Annotated in this window: 10 protein-coding genes, 4 tRNA genes and 2 rRNA genes; all 16 read right to left on the bottom strand. The window is 58.8% G+C overall.

What is annotated here, in order from left to right:
• Window positions 1-178 precede the first annotated feature (178 nt).
• Window positions 179-4,390, bottom strand: a complete 4,212-nt coding sequence (rpoC, locus tag C266_RS21475) for a DNA-directed RNA polymerase subunit beta' (RefSeq protein ID WP_010804159.1) — start codon at window positions 4,388-4,390, stop codon at window positions 179-181.
• Between the two features lie 26 nt (window positions 4,391-4,416).
• Window positions 4,417-8,523, bottom strand: a complete 4,107-nt coding sequence (gene rpoB / locus C266_RS21470) for a DNA-directed RNA polymerase subunit beta (protein WP_010804160.1) — start codon at window positions 8,521-8,523, stop codon at window positions 4,417-4,419.
• A gap of 495 nt (window positions 8,524-9,018) precedes the next feature.
• Window positions 9,019-9,396, bottom strand: coding sequence for a 50S ribosomal protein L7/L12 (rplL, locus tag C266_RS21465; RefSeq protein ID WP_010804161.1), 378 nt, complete (start codon window positions 9,394-9,396; stop codon window positions 9,019-9,021).
• 60 nt (window positions 9,397-9,456) lie between these two features.
• Window positions 9,457-9,954: a 50S ribosomal protein L10 gene (rplJ, locus tag C266_RS21460; RefSeq protein WP_010804162.1), complete on the bottom strand. Its 498-nt coding sequence runs from the start codon at window positions 9,952-9,954 to the stop codon at window positions 9,457-9,459.
• Window positions 9,955-10,277: 323 nt separating this feature from the next.
• Window positions 10,278-10,973, bottom strand: a complete 696-nt coding sequence (gene rplA, locus C266_RS21455) for a 50S ribosomal protein L1 (RefSeq protein ID WP_010804163.1) — start codon at window positions 10,971-10,973, stop codon at window positions 10,278-10,280.
• Window positions 10,973-11,404 (bottom strand): 50S ribosomal protein L11, encoded by a 432-nt coding sequence (rplK, locus tag C266_RS21450; RefSeq protein WP_010804164.1) that lies wholly within the window; start codon window positions 11,402-11,404, stop codon window positions 10,973-10,975. Before rplK ends, rplA begins: the two co-directional genes overlap by 1 nt.
• 144 nt (window positions 11,405-11,548) lie before the next feature.
• Window positions 11,549-12,106, bottom strand: a complete 558-nt coding sequence (gene nusG / locus C266_RS21445) for a transcription termination/antitermination protein NusG (RefSeq protein ID WP_010804165.1) — start codon at window positions 12,104-12,106, stop codon at window positions 11,549-11,551.
• A gap of 1 nt (window position 12,107) precedes the next feature.
• Window positions 12,108-12,488: a preprotein translocase subunit SecE gene (gene secE, locus C266_RS21440; RefSeq protein WP_010804166.1), complete on the bottom strand. Its 381-nt coding sequence runs from the start codon at window positions 12,486-12,488 to the stop codon at window positions 12,108-12,110.
• Between the two features lie 23 nt (window positions 12,489-12,511).
• Window positions 12,512-12,587, bottom strand: a tRNA-Trp gene (locus C266_RS21435).
• A gap of 64 nt (window positions 12,588-12,651) precedes the next feature.
• Window positions 12,652-13,842 carry an elongation factor Tu gene (tuf, locus tag C266_RS21430; protein WP_010804167.1) on the bottom strand — a complete coding sequence of 397 codons (1,191 nt, stop codon included), beginning with the start codon at window positions 13,840-13,842 and terminating at the stop codon, window positions 12,652-12,654.
• Window positions 13,843-13,915: 73 nt separating this feature from the next.
• Window positions 13,916-13,990: transfer RNA gene (locus C266_RS21425), tRNA-Thr, on the bottom strand.
• A 34-nt stretch (window positions 13,991-14,024) separates the two neighbouring features.
• Window positions 14,025-14,098, bottom strand: a tRNA-Gly gene (locus C266_RS21420).
• Window positions 14,099-14,172: 74 nt separating this feature from the next.
• Window positions 14,173-14,258: transfer RNA gene (locus C266_RS21415), tRNA-Tyr, on the bottom strand.
• A gap of 154 nt (window positions 14,259-14,412) precedes the next feature.
• The gene (locus tag C266_RS26415; protein WP_010804168.1) at window positions 14,413-15,186 is read right to left on the bottom strand and encodes a glycosyltransferase family 25 protein; all 774 of its coding nucleotides are present in this window, start codon (window positions 15,184-15,186) and stop codon (window positions 14,413-14,415) included.
• A gap of 465 nt (window positions 15,187-15,651) precedes the next feature.
• Window positions 15,652-15,764 (bottom strand): 5S ribosomal RNA (gene rrf, locus C266_RS21405).
• 146 nt (window positions 15,765-15,910) lie between these two features.
• Window positions 15,911-16,357, bottom strand: a 23S ribosomal RNA gene (locus tag C266_RS21400); the annotation flags it as partial.

Below are 16,357 nucleotides of genomic sequence, written 5' to 3'. Positions count from 1 at the left end.
CGGGCGCGATGCCGACGGGATCGCGCCCTTCGCATCCTGCACGTGCCCCTTCAACGTGGCCGTTATCGCGATGACGTAATTCCTCAAAAAAAAACGGCACCCCGCAAAGGGTGCCGTTTCTGTAACGACGTCGGTTTCGGGCCGGCAGCGCTCGCTTTCGCAAGCGCCGCCTTCCTGATTACTCTGCCGTAGGCTCTTCCACCGAGTTCGGCATCGGGGCAAACGCCTCTTCCAGAGCGATCTGGTCGTGACGCTCGCGATCCGACGTCTCGCGGGCCCTGCGGGCCTTGTGATACGCCAGACCCGTACCTGCCGGGATCAGACGGCCGACGATGACGTTTTCCTTCAGGCCACGCAGGTCGTCCTTCTTGCCCATGATGGCGGCTTCGGTCAACACGCGCGTCGTCTCCTGGAACGATGCCGCCGAGATGAACGAATCCGTCGACAGCGACGCCTTCGTAATACCCAGCAGCACGTTCTCGTACTGCGCCGGACGCTTGTCCGCAGCGTTCATGGCGTCGTTCTCGTCAAGCATGTCCGAACGCTCGACCTGTTCGCCGATGATGAAGCGCGAATCGCCATTGTCGGTGATCTGTACACGACGGAGCATCTGGCGAACGATCACCTCGATGTGCTTGTCGTTGATCTTCACACCCTGCAAACGGTACACGTCCTGAACTTCGTCGACGATGTAACGTGCCAGCGCTTCGATACCCTGCAGACGCAGGATGTCGTGCGGGTCGGCCGGGCCGTCCACGATCATTTCGCCCTTGTTCACCACCTGACCGTCGTGCACCAGCACCTGCTTTTCCTTCGGAATCAGGAATTCGTGCTGGTTGCCGTCCAGATCGGTAATGACCAGACGCTGCTTGCCCTTCGTGTCCTTACCGAACGACGTGGTGCCCGTGACTTCGGCCAGAATGCCGGCGTCCTTCGGTGCACGCGCTTCGAACAGTTCGGCCACACGCGGCAGACCCCCCGTAATATCGCGAGTCTTCTGCGCTTCGGTCGGGATACGTGCGAGCACTTCGCCCACCGGCACTTGCTGACCGTCCTTGATGGTAATCAGTGCGCCCACCTGGAAGCCGATCGTCACAGCGTGATCGGTACCCGGGATCTTCACTTCCACACCATTCTCGTCGAGCAGCTTGACCTGCGGACGCACGTTCTTCGACGCCGGACCACGGCGCTTCGGATCGATCACGACCAACGTGGACAGCCCCGTCACATCGTCGATCTGCTTGGCAACCGTGACACCTTCCTCGACGTTCTCGAACTTGGCGTAACCGCCGTGTTCGGTAATGATCGGGCGCGTCAGCGGATCCCACGTCCCCAGTTGGGCACCGGCCTTGACCTGTGCGCCGTCCAGATGCAGCAGCGTGGCGCCGTACGGCACTTTGTGACGCTCGCGCTCACGGCCGTGATCGTCCGTGATCAGGATTTCGCCCGAACGCGAGATCGCGATCTGCTCGCCACGGCCATTCGTCACGTAACGCATGGTCGCCGTGAAGCGAACCGTACCGTTCGACTTGGCTTCGATCGACGAGGCCACTGCCGCACGCGATGCCGCACCACCGATGTGGAACGTACGCATCGTAAGCTGCGTGCCCGGTTCACCGATCGACTGCGCTGCGATCACGCCGACCGCTTCGCCGACGTTCACGCGCGAACCACGACCCAGGTCGCGGCCGTAGCAGGCTGCGCACAGACCGTAGCGCGTATCGCAGGTCAACGGCGTGCGCACGCGCACTTCGTCGATGCCCAGCGTTTCGATCATCTCGACGACGTCTTCGTCGAGCAGCGTGCCGGCCTCGTACACCGTCTCTTGCGTTTCCGGATTCACGACGTCAGCCACTGCCACGCGACCCAGGATACGGTCACGCAGGGCTTCGACCACTTCACCGCCCTCGACCAGCGCCTTCATCGCCACGCCGTTGCTCGTGCCGCAATCGTCTTCGACCACGACCAGATCCTGCGTCACGTCGACCAGACGACGCGTCAGGTAACCCGAGTTTGCCGTCTTCAACGCCGTATCGGCCAGACCCTTACGTGCACCGTGGGTCGAGATGAAGTACTGCAACACGTTCAGGCCTTCGCGGAAGTTCGCGGTAATCGGCGTCTCGATAATCGAGCCGTCCGGCTTGGCCATCAGGCCACGCATACCGGCGAGCTGACGAATCTGGGCGCTCGAACCGCGCGCACCGGAGTCGGCCATCATGTAAATCGAGTTGAACGACTCCTGATCCACGGTGTGGCCGTCGCGATCGATCGTCTTTTCCTTCGAGAGCTGCTCCATCATCGCCTTACCCACGGCGTCACCGGTAGCACCCCAAATGTCCACGACGTTGTTGTAACGCTCTTGTGCCGTGACCAGACCCGACATGTACTGACGGTCGTATTCCTTGACCTTCTTCGACGCTTCGCCGATCAGCTCTTCCTTCTTCGTCGGCACGAGCATGTCGTCGACGCAGATCGAGATACCGGCACGCGTTGCCAGGCGGAAGCCCGACTGCATCAGCTTGTCGACGAAGATGACCGTCTCGCGCAGACCGCAACGACGGAACGCCGTGTTGATCAGCTTCGAGATTTCCTTCTTCTTGAGCGACTTGTTCAGCACCGAGAACGGCAGGCCCGGCGGCAGAATTTCCGACAGGATCGCGCGGCCGACAGTCGTCGGGTACAGCGTGATCTTCGGCGTCTTTTCGCCCGTTTCCGGATCGACCGTGTACTCCGTGATACGCACGTTCACGCGCGAAGCCAGTTCGACTTCCTTGTTGTCGTACGCACGCAGCACTTCCGACACGTCGATGAACGACAAGCCTTCGCCGCGGCCGTTGATCTTGTCGCGCGTCGCGTAGTACAGACCCAGCACGATATCCTGCGACGGCACGATCGACGGATCGCCGTTAGCCGGGAACAATACGTTGTTCGAGGCCAGCATCAGGGTACGCGCTTCCATCTGCGCTTCGAGCGACAGCGGCACGTGAACGGCCATCTGGTCACCGTCGAAGTCGGCGTTGAATGCCGCGCAAACCAGCGGGTGAAGCTGAATTGCCTTGCCTTCGATCAGCACCGGCTCGAACGCCTGGATACCCAGACGGTGCAGCGTCGGTGCGCGGTTCAGCATGATCGGATGCTCGCGGATCACCTCTTCGAGGATGTCCCACACCACGGCCGTCTGGTTCTCGACTTCCTTCTTCGCGGCCTTGATGGTCGTGGCCACGCCCATCACTTCCAGCTTGTGGAAGATGAACGGCTTGAAGAGTTCGAGCGCCATCAGCTTCGGCAGACCGCACTGATGCAGCTTGAGCGTCGGGCCCACGGTAATCACCGAACGGCCCGAGTAGTCGACGCGCTTACCCAGCAGGTTCTGACGGAAACGACCGCTCTTACCCTTGATCATGTCGGCCAGCGACTTGAGCGGGCGCTTGTTCGCACCGGTCATCGCCTTACCGCGACGGCCGTTGTCGAGCAGCGAGTCCACGGACTCTTGCAGCATGCGCTTTTCGTTGCGCACGATGATGTCCGGGGCCTTAAGCTCGAGCAGACGCTTCAGACGGTTGTTACGGTTGATGACGCGGCGATACAGGTCGTTCAGGTCCGAGGTCGCGAAGCGGCCACCGTCGAGCGGCACCAGCGGGCGCAGCTCGGGCGGGAGCACCGGCAGCACTTCGAGCACCATCCACTCGGGCTTGATGCCCGAGCGTTGGAAGGCCTCGAGCACCTTCAGGCGCTTGGCGTACTTCTTGATCTTGGCTTCCGAGCCCGTGGCTTGCAGCTCGGCGCGCAGATGCTCGACCTGCTGATCGATGTCGATCGAGCGCAGCAGCTCGCGCACGCCTTCCGCGCCCATCTCGGCACGGAATTCGTCGCCGTATTCCTCGACCTTGTTGTAGTAATCCTCTTCCGTCATGATCTGGCAACGCTTGAGCGGCGTCATGCCAGGTTCGAGGACCACATACGCTTCGAAGTACAGCACGCGTTCGATGTCTCGCAGCGTCATGTCGAGCACCATGCCCAGACGCGACGGGAGCGACTTCAGGAACCAGATGTGCGCGACCGGCGAGGCCAGCTCAATGTGGCCCATGCGCTCGCGACGCACCTTCGCCAGCGTGACTTCCACGCCGCACTTCTCGCAGATCACGCCACGGTGCTTCAGGCGCTTGTACTTGCCGCAAAGGCATTCGTAGTCCTTGATCGGACCGAAGATCTTTGCGCAGAACAGACCGTCACGCTCGGGCTTGAAAGTCCGGTAGTTGATCGTCTCCGGCTTCTTCACTTCGCCGAACGACCACGAACGGATCTTGTCCGGCGAAGCCAGACCGATCTTGATCGCGTCGAACTGTTCGTCCTGCTGGACTTGCTTGAATAGATCGAGCAAAGCTTTCATTGCTTTCTCCTGTTGCCTGAACGCGATTAACCGCGCTCCAGGTCGATATCGATACCGAGCGAACGGATTTCCTTGACCAGCACGTTGAACGATTCCGGCATGCCGGCATCGATCACGTGATCGCCCTTGACGAGGTTTTCGTACACCTTCGTACGACCCGTCACGTCATCCGACTTCACGGTCAGCATTTCCTGCAGCACATACGATGCGCCATAGGCTTCCAGTGCCCACACTTCCATTTCACCGAAACGCTGACCACCGAACTGAGCCTTACCGCCCAACGGCTGTTGCGTCACCAGCGAGTACGGACCGGTCGAACGCGCGTGCATCTTGTCGTCGACCAAGTGGTGCAGCTTGAGCATGTGCATGAAGCCGCAAGTGACCGGACGCTCAAAGGCTTCGCCCGTACGACCGTCGAACAGCGTGACCTGATTCTTCGACGGCGTCATGCCGAGTTCCTTCGCGATGTGATCCGGGAACGCCAGATCCAGCATGCGGTGGATTTCCTCTTCATGGGCACCATCGAACACCGGCGTTGCGAACGGCACGCCGTTCTGCAAGTTGCGCGCCAGCGACATGATTTCGTCGTCCGACAGGCTGTCGATATCTTCTTGCTGACCGCTCTCGTTGTAGATCTTCGTCAGGAACTTGCGAACTTCCTGGACCTTGGTGTGCGCTTGCAGCATTTCGCCGATACGCCAGCCCAGACCCTTCGCTGCCCAGCCGAGGTGCGACTCGAGAATCTGACCCACGTTCATCCGCGACGGCACGCCGAGCGGGTTGAGCACGATGTCGGCCGGACGGCCATCGGCCATGTACGGCATATCCTCGATCGGCACGATCTTCGAGACCACGCCCTTGTTACCGTGACGGCCGGCCATCTTGTCGCCAGGCTGCAGACGACGCTTGACTGCCAGGTACACCTTGACCATCTTCAACACACCCGGCGGCAGTTCGTCGCCCTGCGTGAGCTTCTTGCGCTTTTCTTCGAAGGCCAGATCGAACTGGTGACGCTTCTGCTCGATCGATTCCTTGATCTGCTCGAGCTGTTGCGCGCCTTCGTCGTCGGCCAGACGGATGTCGAACCAGTGGTAGCGATCCAGATCGGCCAGGTATTCCTTCGTGAGCTTGGTGCCCTTGGCGAGCTTCTTCGGACCGCCATTGGCCGTCTTGCCCACCAGGAAGCGCTCCAGACGCTGGAATGCATCGCCTTCCACGATACGCAGCTGGTCGTTCAGGTCCAGGCGGTAGCCCTTCAGTTCATCGTCGATGATCTGTTGAGCGCGCTTGTCGCGCTGAATGCCTTCACGCGTGAACACTTGCACATCGATCACCGTGCCGCTCATGCCCGACGGCACACGCAGCGACGTGTCCTTCACGTCCGATGCCTTCTCGCCGAAGATCGCGCGCAGCAGCTTTTCTTCCGGCGTGAGCTGGGTTTCGCCCTTCGGCGTGACCTTGCCCACCATCACGTCGCCGGCTTCGACTTCCGCGCCGATGTACACGATGCCCGACTCGTCCAGACGGCTCAGTTGCACTTCCGCCAGGTTCGAGATGTCGCGCGTGATTTCCTCAGGTCCGAGCTTCGTGTCGCGAGCGACCACGTTCAACTCTTCGATGTGGATCGACGTGTAACGGTCTTCCGCAACGACGCGCTCCGAGATCAGGATCGAATCCTCGAAGTTGTAACCGTTCCACGGCATGAACGCGATCAGCATGTTCTGACCCAGCGCCAGCTCACCCAGATCGGTCGACGCGCCGTCGGCGATCACATCGCCGCGCGCCACCTTGTCGCCCACTTCCACGATCGGGCGCTGGTTGATGTTGGTGTTCTGGTTCGAACGCGTGTACTTGATCAGGTTGTAGATGTCCACGCCGACTTCACCGGCAACGGCTTCATCGTCGTTCACGCGAATCACCACACGGCCGGCATCGACGTAATCGACCACGCCGCCACGGAACGCCTGCACGGTCGTACCCGAGTCAACCGCCACCGTACGTTCGATACCCGTACCGACGACCGCTTTTTCCGGACGCAGGCAAGGCACGGCCTGGCGCTGCATGTTCGAACCCATCAATGCGCGGTTCGCATCGTCGTGCTCGAGGAACGGAATCAGCGAGGCTGCCACCGACACGATCTGCGACGGCGCCACGTCCATGTACTGGATGCGGTCCGGCGTGACCATCAGCGTTTCGCCAGCTTCACGCGACGAGACCAGTTCGTCGGTCAGTTCGCCGTTTTCGCCGATCGACGCGTTCGCCTGAGCGATCACGTAACGACCTTCTTCAATGGCCGACAGGTAGTCGATCTGGTCGGTGACCTTGCCGTCTTCCACCTTGCGATACGGCGTCTCGAGGAAGCCGTATTCGTTCAGGCGAGCGTACAGTGCCAGCGAGTTGATCAGACCGATGTTCGGGCCTTCCGGCGTTTCAATCGGGCACACACGACCGTAGTGAGTCGGGTGCACGTCGCGCACTTCGAAGCCTGCACGCTCACGCGTCAGACCGCCCGGGCCCAGTGCGGACACGCGACGCTTGTGCGTGATTTCCGACAGCGGGTTGGTCTGGTCCATGAACTGCGAGAGCTGCGACGAACCGAAGAACTCGCGAATGGCCGACGAGATCGGCTTGCTGTTGATCAGGTCGTGCGGCATCAGGTTTTCCGACTCGGCCTGACCCAGACGTTCCTTCACAGCGCGCTCGACACGCACCAGACCGGCACGGAACTGGTTTTCGGCCAGTTCGCCGACGCAACGCACACGACGGTTACCCAAGTGGTCGATGTCGTCGACTTCGCCGCGGCCGTTACGCAGATCCACGAGGATCTTGATGGTCGCGAGAATGTCGTCGTCTTCCAGCGTCATCGGTCCGAGCACTTCGTCACGGCCAACACGACGGTTGAACTTCATACGACCCACCTTCGACAGGTCGTACGCTTCTTCGCTGTAGAACAGACGGTTGAACAACGCCTCGACCGCATCTTCGGTCGGCGGCTCGCCCGGGCGCATCATGCGATAGATCGCGATACGCGCAGCCGTCCGGTCGGCGGTTTCGTCAATACGCAGCGTGGCCGAGATGTACGAACCCTGGTCCAGATCGTTCGTGTACAGCGTCTGGATGTCCGACACGCCCGACTCGCGCAGCTTGACCAGCACGCTTTCGGTGATTTCGTCGTTGGCGTTGGCGATCACCTCGCCGGTATCGCCATCGATCACGTTCTTCGCGAGCACACGGCCGAGCAGGTAGTCTTCCGGCACCGAGATGAACTTGGTGTTGGCGTTCTCCAGATCACGGATGTGCTTCGCGTTGACGCGCTTGTCCTTCTGGACGATGACCTTGCCTTCGCGATCCGTGATATCGAAACGCGCGACTTCACCGCGCAGACGCTCCGGCACGAACTCCATCTGTGCGCCTTCCGGCATCAGCTTGAAGTTGTCGAACACGAAGAAGTTCGCGAGGATCTGTTCCGGCGTCAGGCCAATGGCCTTGAGCAGGATCGTGACCGGCATCTTGCGACGGCGGTCGACGCGGAAGTACAGGATGTCCTTCGGATCGAATTCGAAGTCCAGCCACGAGCCGCGGTAGGGGATGATACGCGCGGAGAAAAGCAGTTTGCCCGAGCTGTGCGTCTTGCCCTTGTCGTGTTCGAAGAACACGCCCGGCGAACGATGCAGCTGCGAGACGATGACACGTTCCGTGCCATTGATGACGAAGGAACCCGTCGAGGTCATGAGCGGAATTTCGCCCATGTACACTTCCTGTTCCTTGACTTCCTTGACGACGGGCTTGTTCGGCGATTCCTTGTCGAGAATCACCAGACGAACCTTGGCGCGCAGGGCCGAGCAAAAGGTCAGGCCGCGCTGTTGACATTCCTTGACATCGAACGCAGGAGTACCGAGCAGATAGCTGACAAACTCCAGGCGTGCGAACCCGTTGTGAGAAACGATCGGGAAAATGGAGGAGAAGGCTGCTTGCAGACCCTCCGGCTTCCGCTCCGATGCAAGCGCATCGGCTTGCAAGAACGATGTGTACGAGGCGAGCTGGGTGGCCAGCAAAAACGGCACCTTGTGCACGGTCGGACGCTTCGCAAAACTTTTGCGAATGCGTTTCTTCTCGGTGAAGGAATAGTGCATTACGATCTCCGAATCACTACGCTGACGACGACGGCAGGCATCGTCAACGGGTGTTCATCGACTGAGACCAGACGTCCCCCACGGCGGGCTTGCCGTAGAGCAACGAGCTTGGTGGTTGGCCGCTACCAACCGCTGGCTGACGGCGACGGATGCCTGTGTTGCCCGTCGCCCGACCAAACTTGCCTTCTGCAGTCGCTTCAGAAGACAAAGAGAAAACCGCCGCAGACACACGCCGCGCGATTTTTTCTTTGGCCTCTTCGATACGTCTTCCGTACTTCCCTGGTACCGCGCTTTCGCTCAACTCGCCGATGGGACACGCGTTTGAAACAGCGCGGTCTGCATCGACTTTGGCGAAATCATTTTGCTTTCAACCACTTGGCGCTGCCTCGCGCCGGCTTTCGAATTCCGCACATCCTTTATGGGATTTGCATCTCCTGAAAGCACAAAAAGGCTGACGACTTTTCGTCGCCAGCCTTCCCTACGCGCAGAGCCGAATTACTTGACTTCGACCTTGGCGCCGGCTTCTTCCAGCTTCTTCTTGGCTTCTTCAGCAGCAGCCTTGTCAACGCCTTCCTTGACTGCCTTCGGAGCGCCATCAACCAGATCCTTGGCTTCCTTCAGGCCCAGGCCGGTGATTTCGCGGACGGCCTTGATGACGCCGACCTTGTTTGCACCGACTTCCGCCAGGATGACGTTGAATTCGGTTTGCTCTTCAGCAGCAGCAGCGGCGCCGCCAGCACCTGCCGGGCCAGCAACTGCCAGGGCAGCAGCCGACACGCCGAACTTCTCTTCGAACGCCTTGACCAGGTCGTTCAGTTCCATAACCGACATCGCGCCTACGGCTTCGATGATTTCGTCTTTCGTGATTGCCATTTGTAAAACTCCTAGATTGTGTTCGGACCGAAGTCAGCGATCGTGTAACCGGGGCGAGAATTAAGCAGCTTCCGCTTGCTTCTTCTCGGCCACGGCAGCCAGGACGCGAGCAAAGCCGGAAACCGGCGCTTGCATGACACCCAGCAACTTCGCGAGCAGTTCGTCGCGGCTCGGGATCGAGGCCAGCGCTTGCACGCCTGCCTTGTCCATCACCTTGCCGTCGTACGAGCCGGCCTTCAAGATCAACTTGTCGTTGCCCTTCGAAAAGTCGTTCAAGACTTTCGCAGCGGCTACGGGATCCGTCGAGATACCGTAGATCAGAGGACCGGTCATCTGCTCAGCCAGGTCAGCAAACGGGGTGTTTTCCACCGCGCGGCGTGCCAGCGTGTTCTTCAGAACGCGCAGGTAGACACCTTGCTGACGCGCATTGGCGCGAAGCTTCGTCAGATCGCCAACCGTGATTCCGCGATATTCAGCCACAACGATGGTCGAAGCGCCGGCGACTTGCGCCGAAACTTCTGCCACGACGGCTTTCTTATCATCAAGATTAAGTGCCACGGTTAACCTCCAAAATTGACATCACCTCATGGTGACGCCGTTCCACTAACGGCTTACCGACATGTCTGGAGTTTCAACCCTCGCGCCCGGTTGCCCGCGTGCGACGGTGTGACTGCAAAACTTGTTCGGGTTCGCCATCTGCGTTGGCTGGCGTATTAAGGGAGCGTCAGTGAATGCCCATTCCCGCCAACGGTCTTTGATAACCGGAAGCGCATTCCGAAGAACTCGCTTCCGCCCAAAGTCTTTTGCTACTGGCTTTCGATCTCGAGGATCTCAGCCATCGCAGGGGACGCCATCACCCTGCGATTGCGATACTGTCTCGCTTAGGCAGCCAAGCTAGCCTGATCCACACGCACGCCAACGCCCATCGTGCTCGACAGGGCGATCTTGCGCAGGTAGACACCCTTGCTCGAAGCCGGCTTGGCCTTCGTCAGGGCTTCCAACAGTGCCGACAGGTTCTTCTGCAGCGCTGCCGGTTCGAACGATGCGCGACCGATCGTGGCGTGAATGATGCCGCCCTTGTCAACGCGGAACTGCACCTGACCTGCCTTGGCGTTCTTCACAGCCGTAGCAACGTCCGGGGTCACCGTGCCAACCTTCGGGTTCGGCATCAGGCCGCGCGGGCCGAGGATCTGGCCCAGCGTACCGACGATACGCATCGTGTCCGGCGAAGCGATCACGATATCGAAGTCCATGTTGCCGGCCTTGATCTGCTCGGCCAGGTCTTCCATGCCCACGATTTCAGCGCCGGCAGCCTTGGCTTGCTCAGCCTTTTCGCCTTGGGCGAAAACAGCCACGCGAACCGACTTACCGGTACCTGCCGGCAGAACGACCGAACCACGAACCACCTGGTCCGACTTCTTCGCATCCACGCCCAGTTGCACGGCGACGTCGATCGACTCGTCGAACTTGGCGCTTGCGCATTCCTTGACCAGGGCCAGAGCGTCGCCGACCGGGTACAGCTTGTTGCGATCGACCTTGGCGGCCAGTGCTTGTTGACGCTTCGAGATCTTAGCCATTACAGACCCTCCACCGTGATGCCCATCGAACGTGCGCTGCCAGCGATGGTGCGAACCGCGGCGTCCAGATCGGAGGCGGTAAGGTCAGGCATCTTGGTCTTCGCGATTTCTTCCGCTTGTGCGCGGGTGATCTTGCCCACCTTATCGGTGTGCGGCTTGCTCGAACCCTTTTGCAGGTTGGCAGCTTTTTTGATCAGCACCGTTGCCGGCGGGGTCTTCAGGACGAACGTGAAGCTCTTGTCCGCAAATGCGGTGATCACCACCGGAATCGGCAGACCCGGCTCGAGGCTCTGCGTTTGCGCGTTGAACGCCTTGCAGAACTCCATGATGTTCAGGCCGCGTTGACCCAGTGCCGGGCCCACGGGGGGCGACGGGTTGGCTTTACCTGCAGGAATCTGCAGCTTGATAAAGCCGATGATTTTCTTTGCCATGGTTTACTCCGGAACGAATATGTGGCGCATATTCGGGGTTGAGTCATAGCGCGTTTTCACCGGAAAACCGGCTACTGGCGCTCCTCGGCGACGGCTGTCACCAACGCAAAAACGCGCCGGACGTCGCGCCGGCGCATTTTATTCTTAGATCTTTTCGACTTGTCCGAACTCCAGTTCTACCGGAGTCGCCCGTCCGAAAATGGTGACGGAAACACGGAGGCGAGATTTTTCGTAGTTCACTTCTTCCACCGAGCCGTTGAAGTCCGTGAAAGGACCATCTTTGACTCGAACCAGCTCGCCCACTTCGAACAACGTCTTGGGACGCGGCTTTTCCACCCCGTCCTTGATTTGCGACATGATCTTGTCGACCTCGGCCTGACGGATCGGAATCGGACGATTGCCCGTGCCGCCGACAAAACCGGTGACCTTGGCGGTGTTCTTCACCAAGTGCCACGTGTCGTCCGTCATTTCCATCTCGCACAGCACATAGCCGGGAAAGAAACGACGCTCGGTGACCGACTTGTGGCCACCCTTTGTTTCAACAACTTCTTCGGTCGGAACGAGAATCTCGCCGAAGTATTCTTCCATGCCAGCGCGCGCAATGCGCTCGCGAAGCGCCTTGGCTACGCTCTTTTCCATGCCGGAATACGCATGAACGACGTACCAGCGCTTCTTACTCGGTGCAGCCCCGGTATCAGACATATCACTTCCAGCCAAGAATCAAAGAGAACACCGCCCATTCGATCGTCTTGTCGCTGAGCCAAAGATACAGCGCCATGACGATGACGAACGCGAAGACAATCGCTGTCGTTTGAGCGGCCTCTTTACGGGTCGGCCAAACGACCTTACCCACTTCCCGATACGCATCCTTGGCAAAAGCCAGGAAGCCTTTGCCGGTTTGCGATGCCAATGCAACACCTGCTGCGATGGCCAGAACGACGACGATGGCAGCAACGCGCACATACAGTGCTTGTTGCTCCAACGCGTAGAACGCCACGACGCCAGCAATAACCAGCAGCCCGGCCAGTGCCAGCAGCAGCTTGTCGCCAGTCGTACGTACAGTTTCTACGGGAGAATTCGCCATTTCCAGCTTGCAGACAGTTGTTTTGGCAGGGGCAGAGGGAATCGAACCCCCAACCTTCGGTTTTGGAGACCGACGCTCTGCCAGTTGAGCTATACCCCTAAAACAGCAGAGGGGCCAGCCGCCAAAAGCTGACCCCGTAAGCGCGGACCGTTAAGGTACCGGCTTAAGCTACGATCTTTGCAACCACGCCGGCGCCGACGGTACGGCCACCTTCGCGAATTGCGAAACGCAGACCTTCAGTCATGGCGATCGGGGCAATCAGCTTGACGCTGATCGACACGTTATCGCCCGGCATGACCATTTCCTTGTCTTCCGGCAAGGTGATCGAACCGGTGACGTCCGTCGTACGGAAGTAGAACTGCGGGCGGTAGTTGTTGAAGAACGGGGTGTGACGACCACCTTCATCCTTCGACAGAACGTACACTTCGCCCGTGAATTCCGTGTGCGGCGTGATCGAACCCGGCTTGGCCAGAACCTGACCACGCTGAACTTCTTCACGCTTCGTGCCACGCAGCAGGATACCGACGTTGTCGCCTGCTTGACCTTGGTCGAGCAGCTTGCGGAACATTTCAACGCCCGTGCAAATCGTCTTGACCGTCGGCGTGATGCCAACGATTTCGATCTCTTCGCCGACCTTGATCACGCCCGACTCAACGCGACCCGTCACAACCGTACCGCGGCCCGAGATCGAGAACACGTCTTCCACCGGCATCAGGAATGCCTTGTCGATGGCGCGCTCCGGCGTCGGGATGTACGAGTCGAGCGCGTCAGCCAGCTGCATGATGGCTTGTTCGCCGAGTTCGCCCTTGTCACCTTCCAGCGCCAACTTGGCCGAACCCTTGATGATCGGCAGGTCGTCGCCCGGGAAGTCGTACTTCGACAGAAGTTCGCGAACTTCCATTTCGACCAGCTCGAGCAGCTCGGCGTCGTCGACCATGTCGCACTTGTTCAGGAACACGATGATGTACGGCACGCCAACCTGACGGGCCAACAGGATGTGCTCACGCGTTTGCGGCATCGGGCCGTCAGCGGCCGAGCAAACCAGGATAGCGCCGTCCATCTGGGCGGCACCGGTAATCATGTTCTTGACGTAGTCGGCGTGGCCCGGGCAGTCAACGTGTGCGTAATGGCGGTTAGCCGTTTCGTACTCGATGTGCGCGGTGTTGATGGTAATACCGCGCGCCTTTTCTTCCGGTGCTGCGTCGATTTCGTCGTACTTCTTGGCCTGGCCGCCGAACTTCGACGACAGAACCGTTGCGATAGCGGCCGTCAGGGTGGTCTTGCCATGGTCAACGTGACCGATGGTGCCAACGTTCACGTGCGGCTTAGTCCGCTCGAATTTTTCCTTTGCCATTTCCGACTCCTAACGGGGTTATCTATTGCCGAGGTTGCTCGGCATGTTGATTGCCGCGCTTCACACTATCTTTTGGTGCCCATGGGCAGGATCGAACTGCCGACCTCTCCCTTACCAAGGGAGTGCTCTACCACTGAGCCACATGGGCGAATCCTTTACTTCTACTGCGTCTGCGCGTCACCTGGAGCGGGTGAAGGGAATCGAACCCTCGTCATAAGCTTGGAAGGCTTCTGCTCTACCATTGAGCTACACCCGCGTGGATTCCGACTCTCGCTTCTCGGTAACAAGCGCCGGAAACCTGGATTCCCGACGCTTATCACTTCCGCATTCTGGTGGAGGAGGTTGGATTCGAACCAACGTAGGCGTAAGCCAACAGATTTACAGTCTGCCCCCTTTAGCCACTCGGGCACCCCTCCGCAGAGAATTTGCAATTATGGAGATGTCCCCCGGCCTTGTCAACACCTTCCATGCATTAAATACGCAGTTTTTGTGCCTGATGCTCTGCGGATTTTCACTATATGCGGCAAGTCTTTGATTTGCTTGGATATGTGAAGGCCGACCGGGTCTCGGTCACTCCCAACGACGGGTGGGTGTCAGTAGCCGGCGGCGCCAGGCGTCGATATATCGGCTCAGACTATCTCGGCCCATATGAAACTCGCGCCGGAGCTTCTGCGAAATGCTGCGCCTGGCTTTCTGGCGACCGACGATGGTGGTCCCCAACTCATCGCCTCGATCAGCCACCATATCCGGTGATATGGAGATCATCCGAATGCCATGCTCCCAGTTGCGATTGAGCATGTCGTCGACGGGATGAATCATGCGTTTTCCGTACGCCAGAAGCGTTAATGCCGCATCGCGTCGGATGAGGTAACCCTGCGTACCCCCTGGTTGCTTGCGGTGATCGTTCAGAACCCCGCCGCCGGGCAGTTGAGCCACTTGCCACCGACCTGCGGAACCGGCGTCTTTCAACCGCATGACACCCCACGGCACCGGCACATCCAATGCGCCAGCCAAGCGCTGCGAGAAATCGGGGGCCAGTTCGATATCGTCTTCCAGGATGCACCAGATGTCGTCATTGGAGCGCGCCAGATCCTGCCAGATTCGGTAATGGCTGTCATAGCATCCGACCTCCCCGAGCGTCAGATGGTTGGCGTACATCTGCAGACGCGTGCGGGCGTCGTATTCGGGTGGGTATTTCTCGATGCGCTGCGCGTTGAAGAAGCGAAAGAGCACACCGGCATCCGCTAATTGCGCCGTGATGTGGGCGCGACGGACATCGCTATCCACGAGGGAAATGACAACGACGGGCGGAAGTTTTTGGTTCGAAGCGAATATCTGGTTCATTCTTTCTATCGTTAGCGCGCATCCAATGTAAGAGCTGGATTGCGCTCGTATCGTCAACTAAAACGACAATACGATAACGACAAAAAATGTCAAATGTTGATGCCTCTCATCGCATTTCGAGAGAATCTCTCCACGGAATTCATGTTCTGTTAGTTGCCGGCGATCAGGCCCTTTGGAGCTCTAACTACCGAAGAAAATGGGAGAGTTCGCTTTGGACAAATGGAAATGCCTTTTTTTCTCGCTGCTTGAATTAACTTCAGATGAATTCAATGAGATATTTCATTGAGGCAGATTAAATCTTCCTCGAAGTTGGGCTGCGATCCCGACGGAACACCGCCGGGATGAGAAAAGCGAGGATGGAGGAAGAGAGAGAGAGGCGCGAGAAGAAGCCACCAAAACAGGCCATGTGGGAGTACAAAGCAAAAACCCCTTGCTACGCGTTGTAGCAAGGGGTTTTTTAGGGGAGCCTGACGATTACCTACTTTCACACGGGTATCCGCACTATCATCGGCGTGGAGTCGTTTCACGGTCCTGTTCGGGATGGGAAGGGGTGGTTCCAACTCGCTATGGTCATCAGGCATAACTTGTATGTTTTGCTGCACGGTGAGTGCAACAAAACCAATTCAGAAGAAGCGTAGTACAAACATTTAGTTGGGTTGTGAGGGTATCAGCGCCCGCATTGGGGCACACACGCAACTCACACCAGGAAAAACACACTGGTTATAGGATCAAGCCTCACGGGCAATTAGTATCAGTTAGCTTAACGCATTACTGCGCTTCCACACCTGACCTATCAACGTCCTGGTCTTGAACGACCCTTAAGGGGAATCGAGTTCCCAGGGAAGTCTCATCTTAAGGCGAGTTTCCCGCTTAGATGCTTTCAGCGGTTATCTCTTCCGAACATAGCTACCCGGCGATGCCACTGGCGTGACAACCGGTACACCAGAGGTTCGTCCACTCCGGTCCTCTCGTACTAGGAGCAGCCCCCTTCAAACTTCCAACGCCCACGGCAGATAGGGACCAAACTGTCTCACGACGTTTTAAACCCAGCTCACGTACCTCTTTAAATGGCGAACAGCCATACCCTTGGGACCGGCTACAGCCCCAGGATGAGATGAGCCGACATCGAGGTGCCAAACACCGCCGTCGATATGAACTCTTGGGCGGTATC

It is taken from the genome of Pandoraea sp. SD6-2 (assembly GCF_000389825.1).
Lineage (GTDB): Bacteria > Pseudomonadota > Gammaproteobacteria > Burkholderiales > Burkholderiaceae > Pandoraea > Pandoraea communis.
This window is presented reverse-complemented; position numbering and strand designations above follow the sequence as displayed.

Bases quoted from the DNA above. Each gene is read 5' to 3' on its own strand.
- rpoC (WP_010804159.1), bottom strand. From the start codon at position 4,390: ATGAAAGCTTTGCTCGATCTATTCAAGCAAGTCCAGCAGGACGAACAG.
- rpoB (WP_010804160.1), bottom strand. From the start codon at position 8,523: ATGCACTATTCCTTCACCGAGAAGAAACGCATTCGCAAAAGTTTTGCG.
- rplL (WP_010804161.1), bottom strand. From the start codon at position 9,396: ATGGCAATCACGAAAGACGAAATCATCGAAGCCGTAGGCGCGATGTCG.
- rplA (WP_010804163.1), bottom strand. From the start codon at position 10,973: ATGGCTAAGATCTCGAAGCGTCAACAAGCACTGGCCGCCAAGGTCGAT.
- rplK (WP_010804164.1), bottom strand. From the start codon at position 11,404: ATGGCAAAGAAAATCATCGGCTTTATCAAGCTGCAGATTCCTGCAGGT.
- nusG (WP_010804165.1), bottom strand. From the start codon at position 12,106: ATGTCTGATACCGGGGCTGCACCGAGTAAGAAGCGCTGGTACGTCGTT.
- secE (WP_010804166.1), bottom strand. From the start codon at position 12,488: ATGGCGAATTCTCCCGTAGAAACTGTACGTACGACTGGCGACAAGCTG.
- tuf (WP_010804167.1), bottom strand. From the start codon at position 13,842: ATGGCAAAGGAAAAATTCGAGCGGACTAAGCCGCACGTGAACGTTGGC.
- C266_RS26415 (WP_010804168.1), bottom strand. From the start codon at position 15,186: ATGAACCAGATATTCGCTTCGAACCAAAAACTTCCGCCCGTCGTTGTC.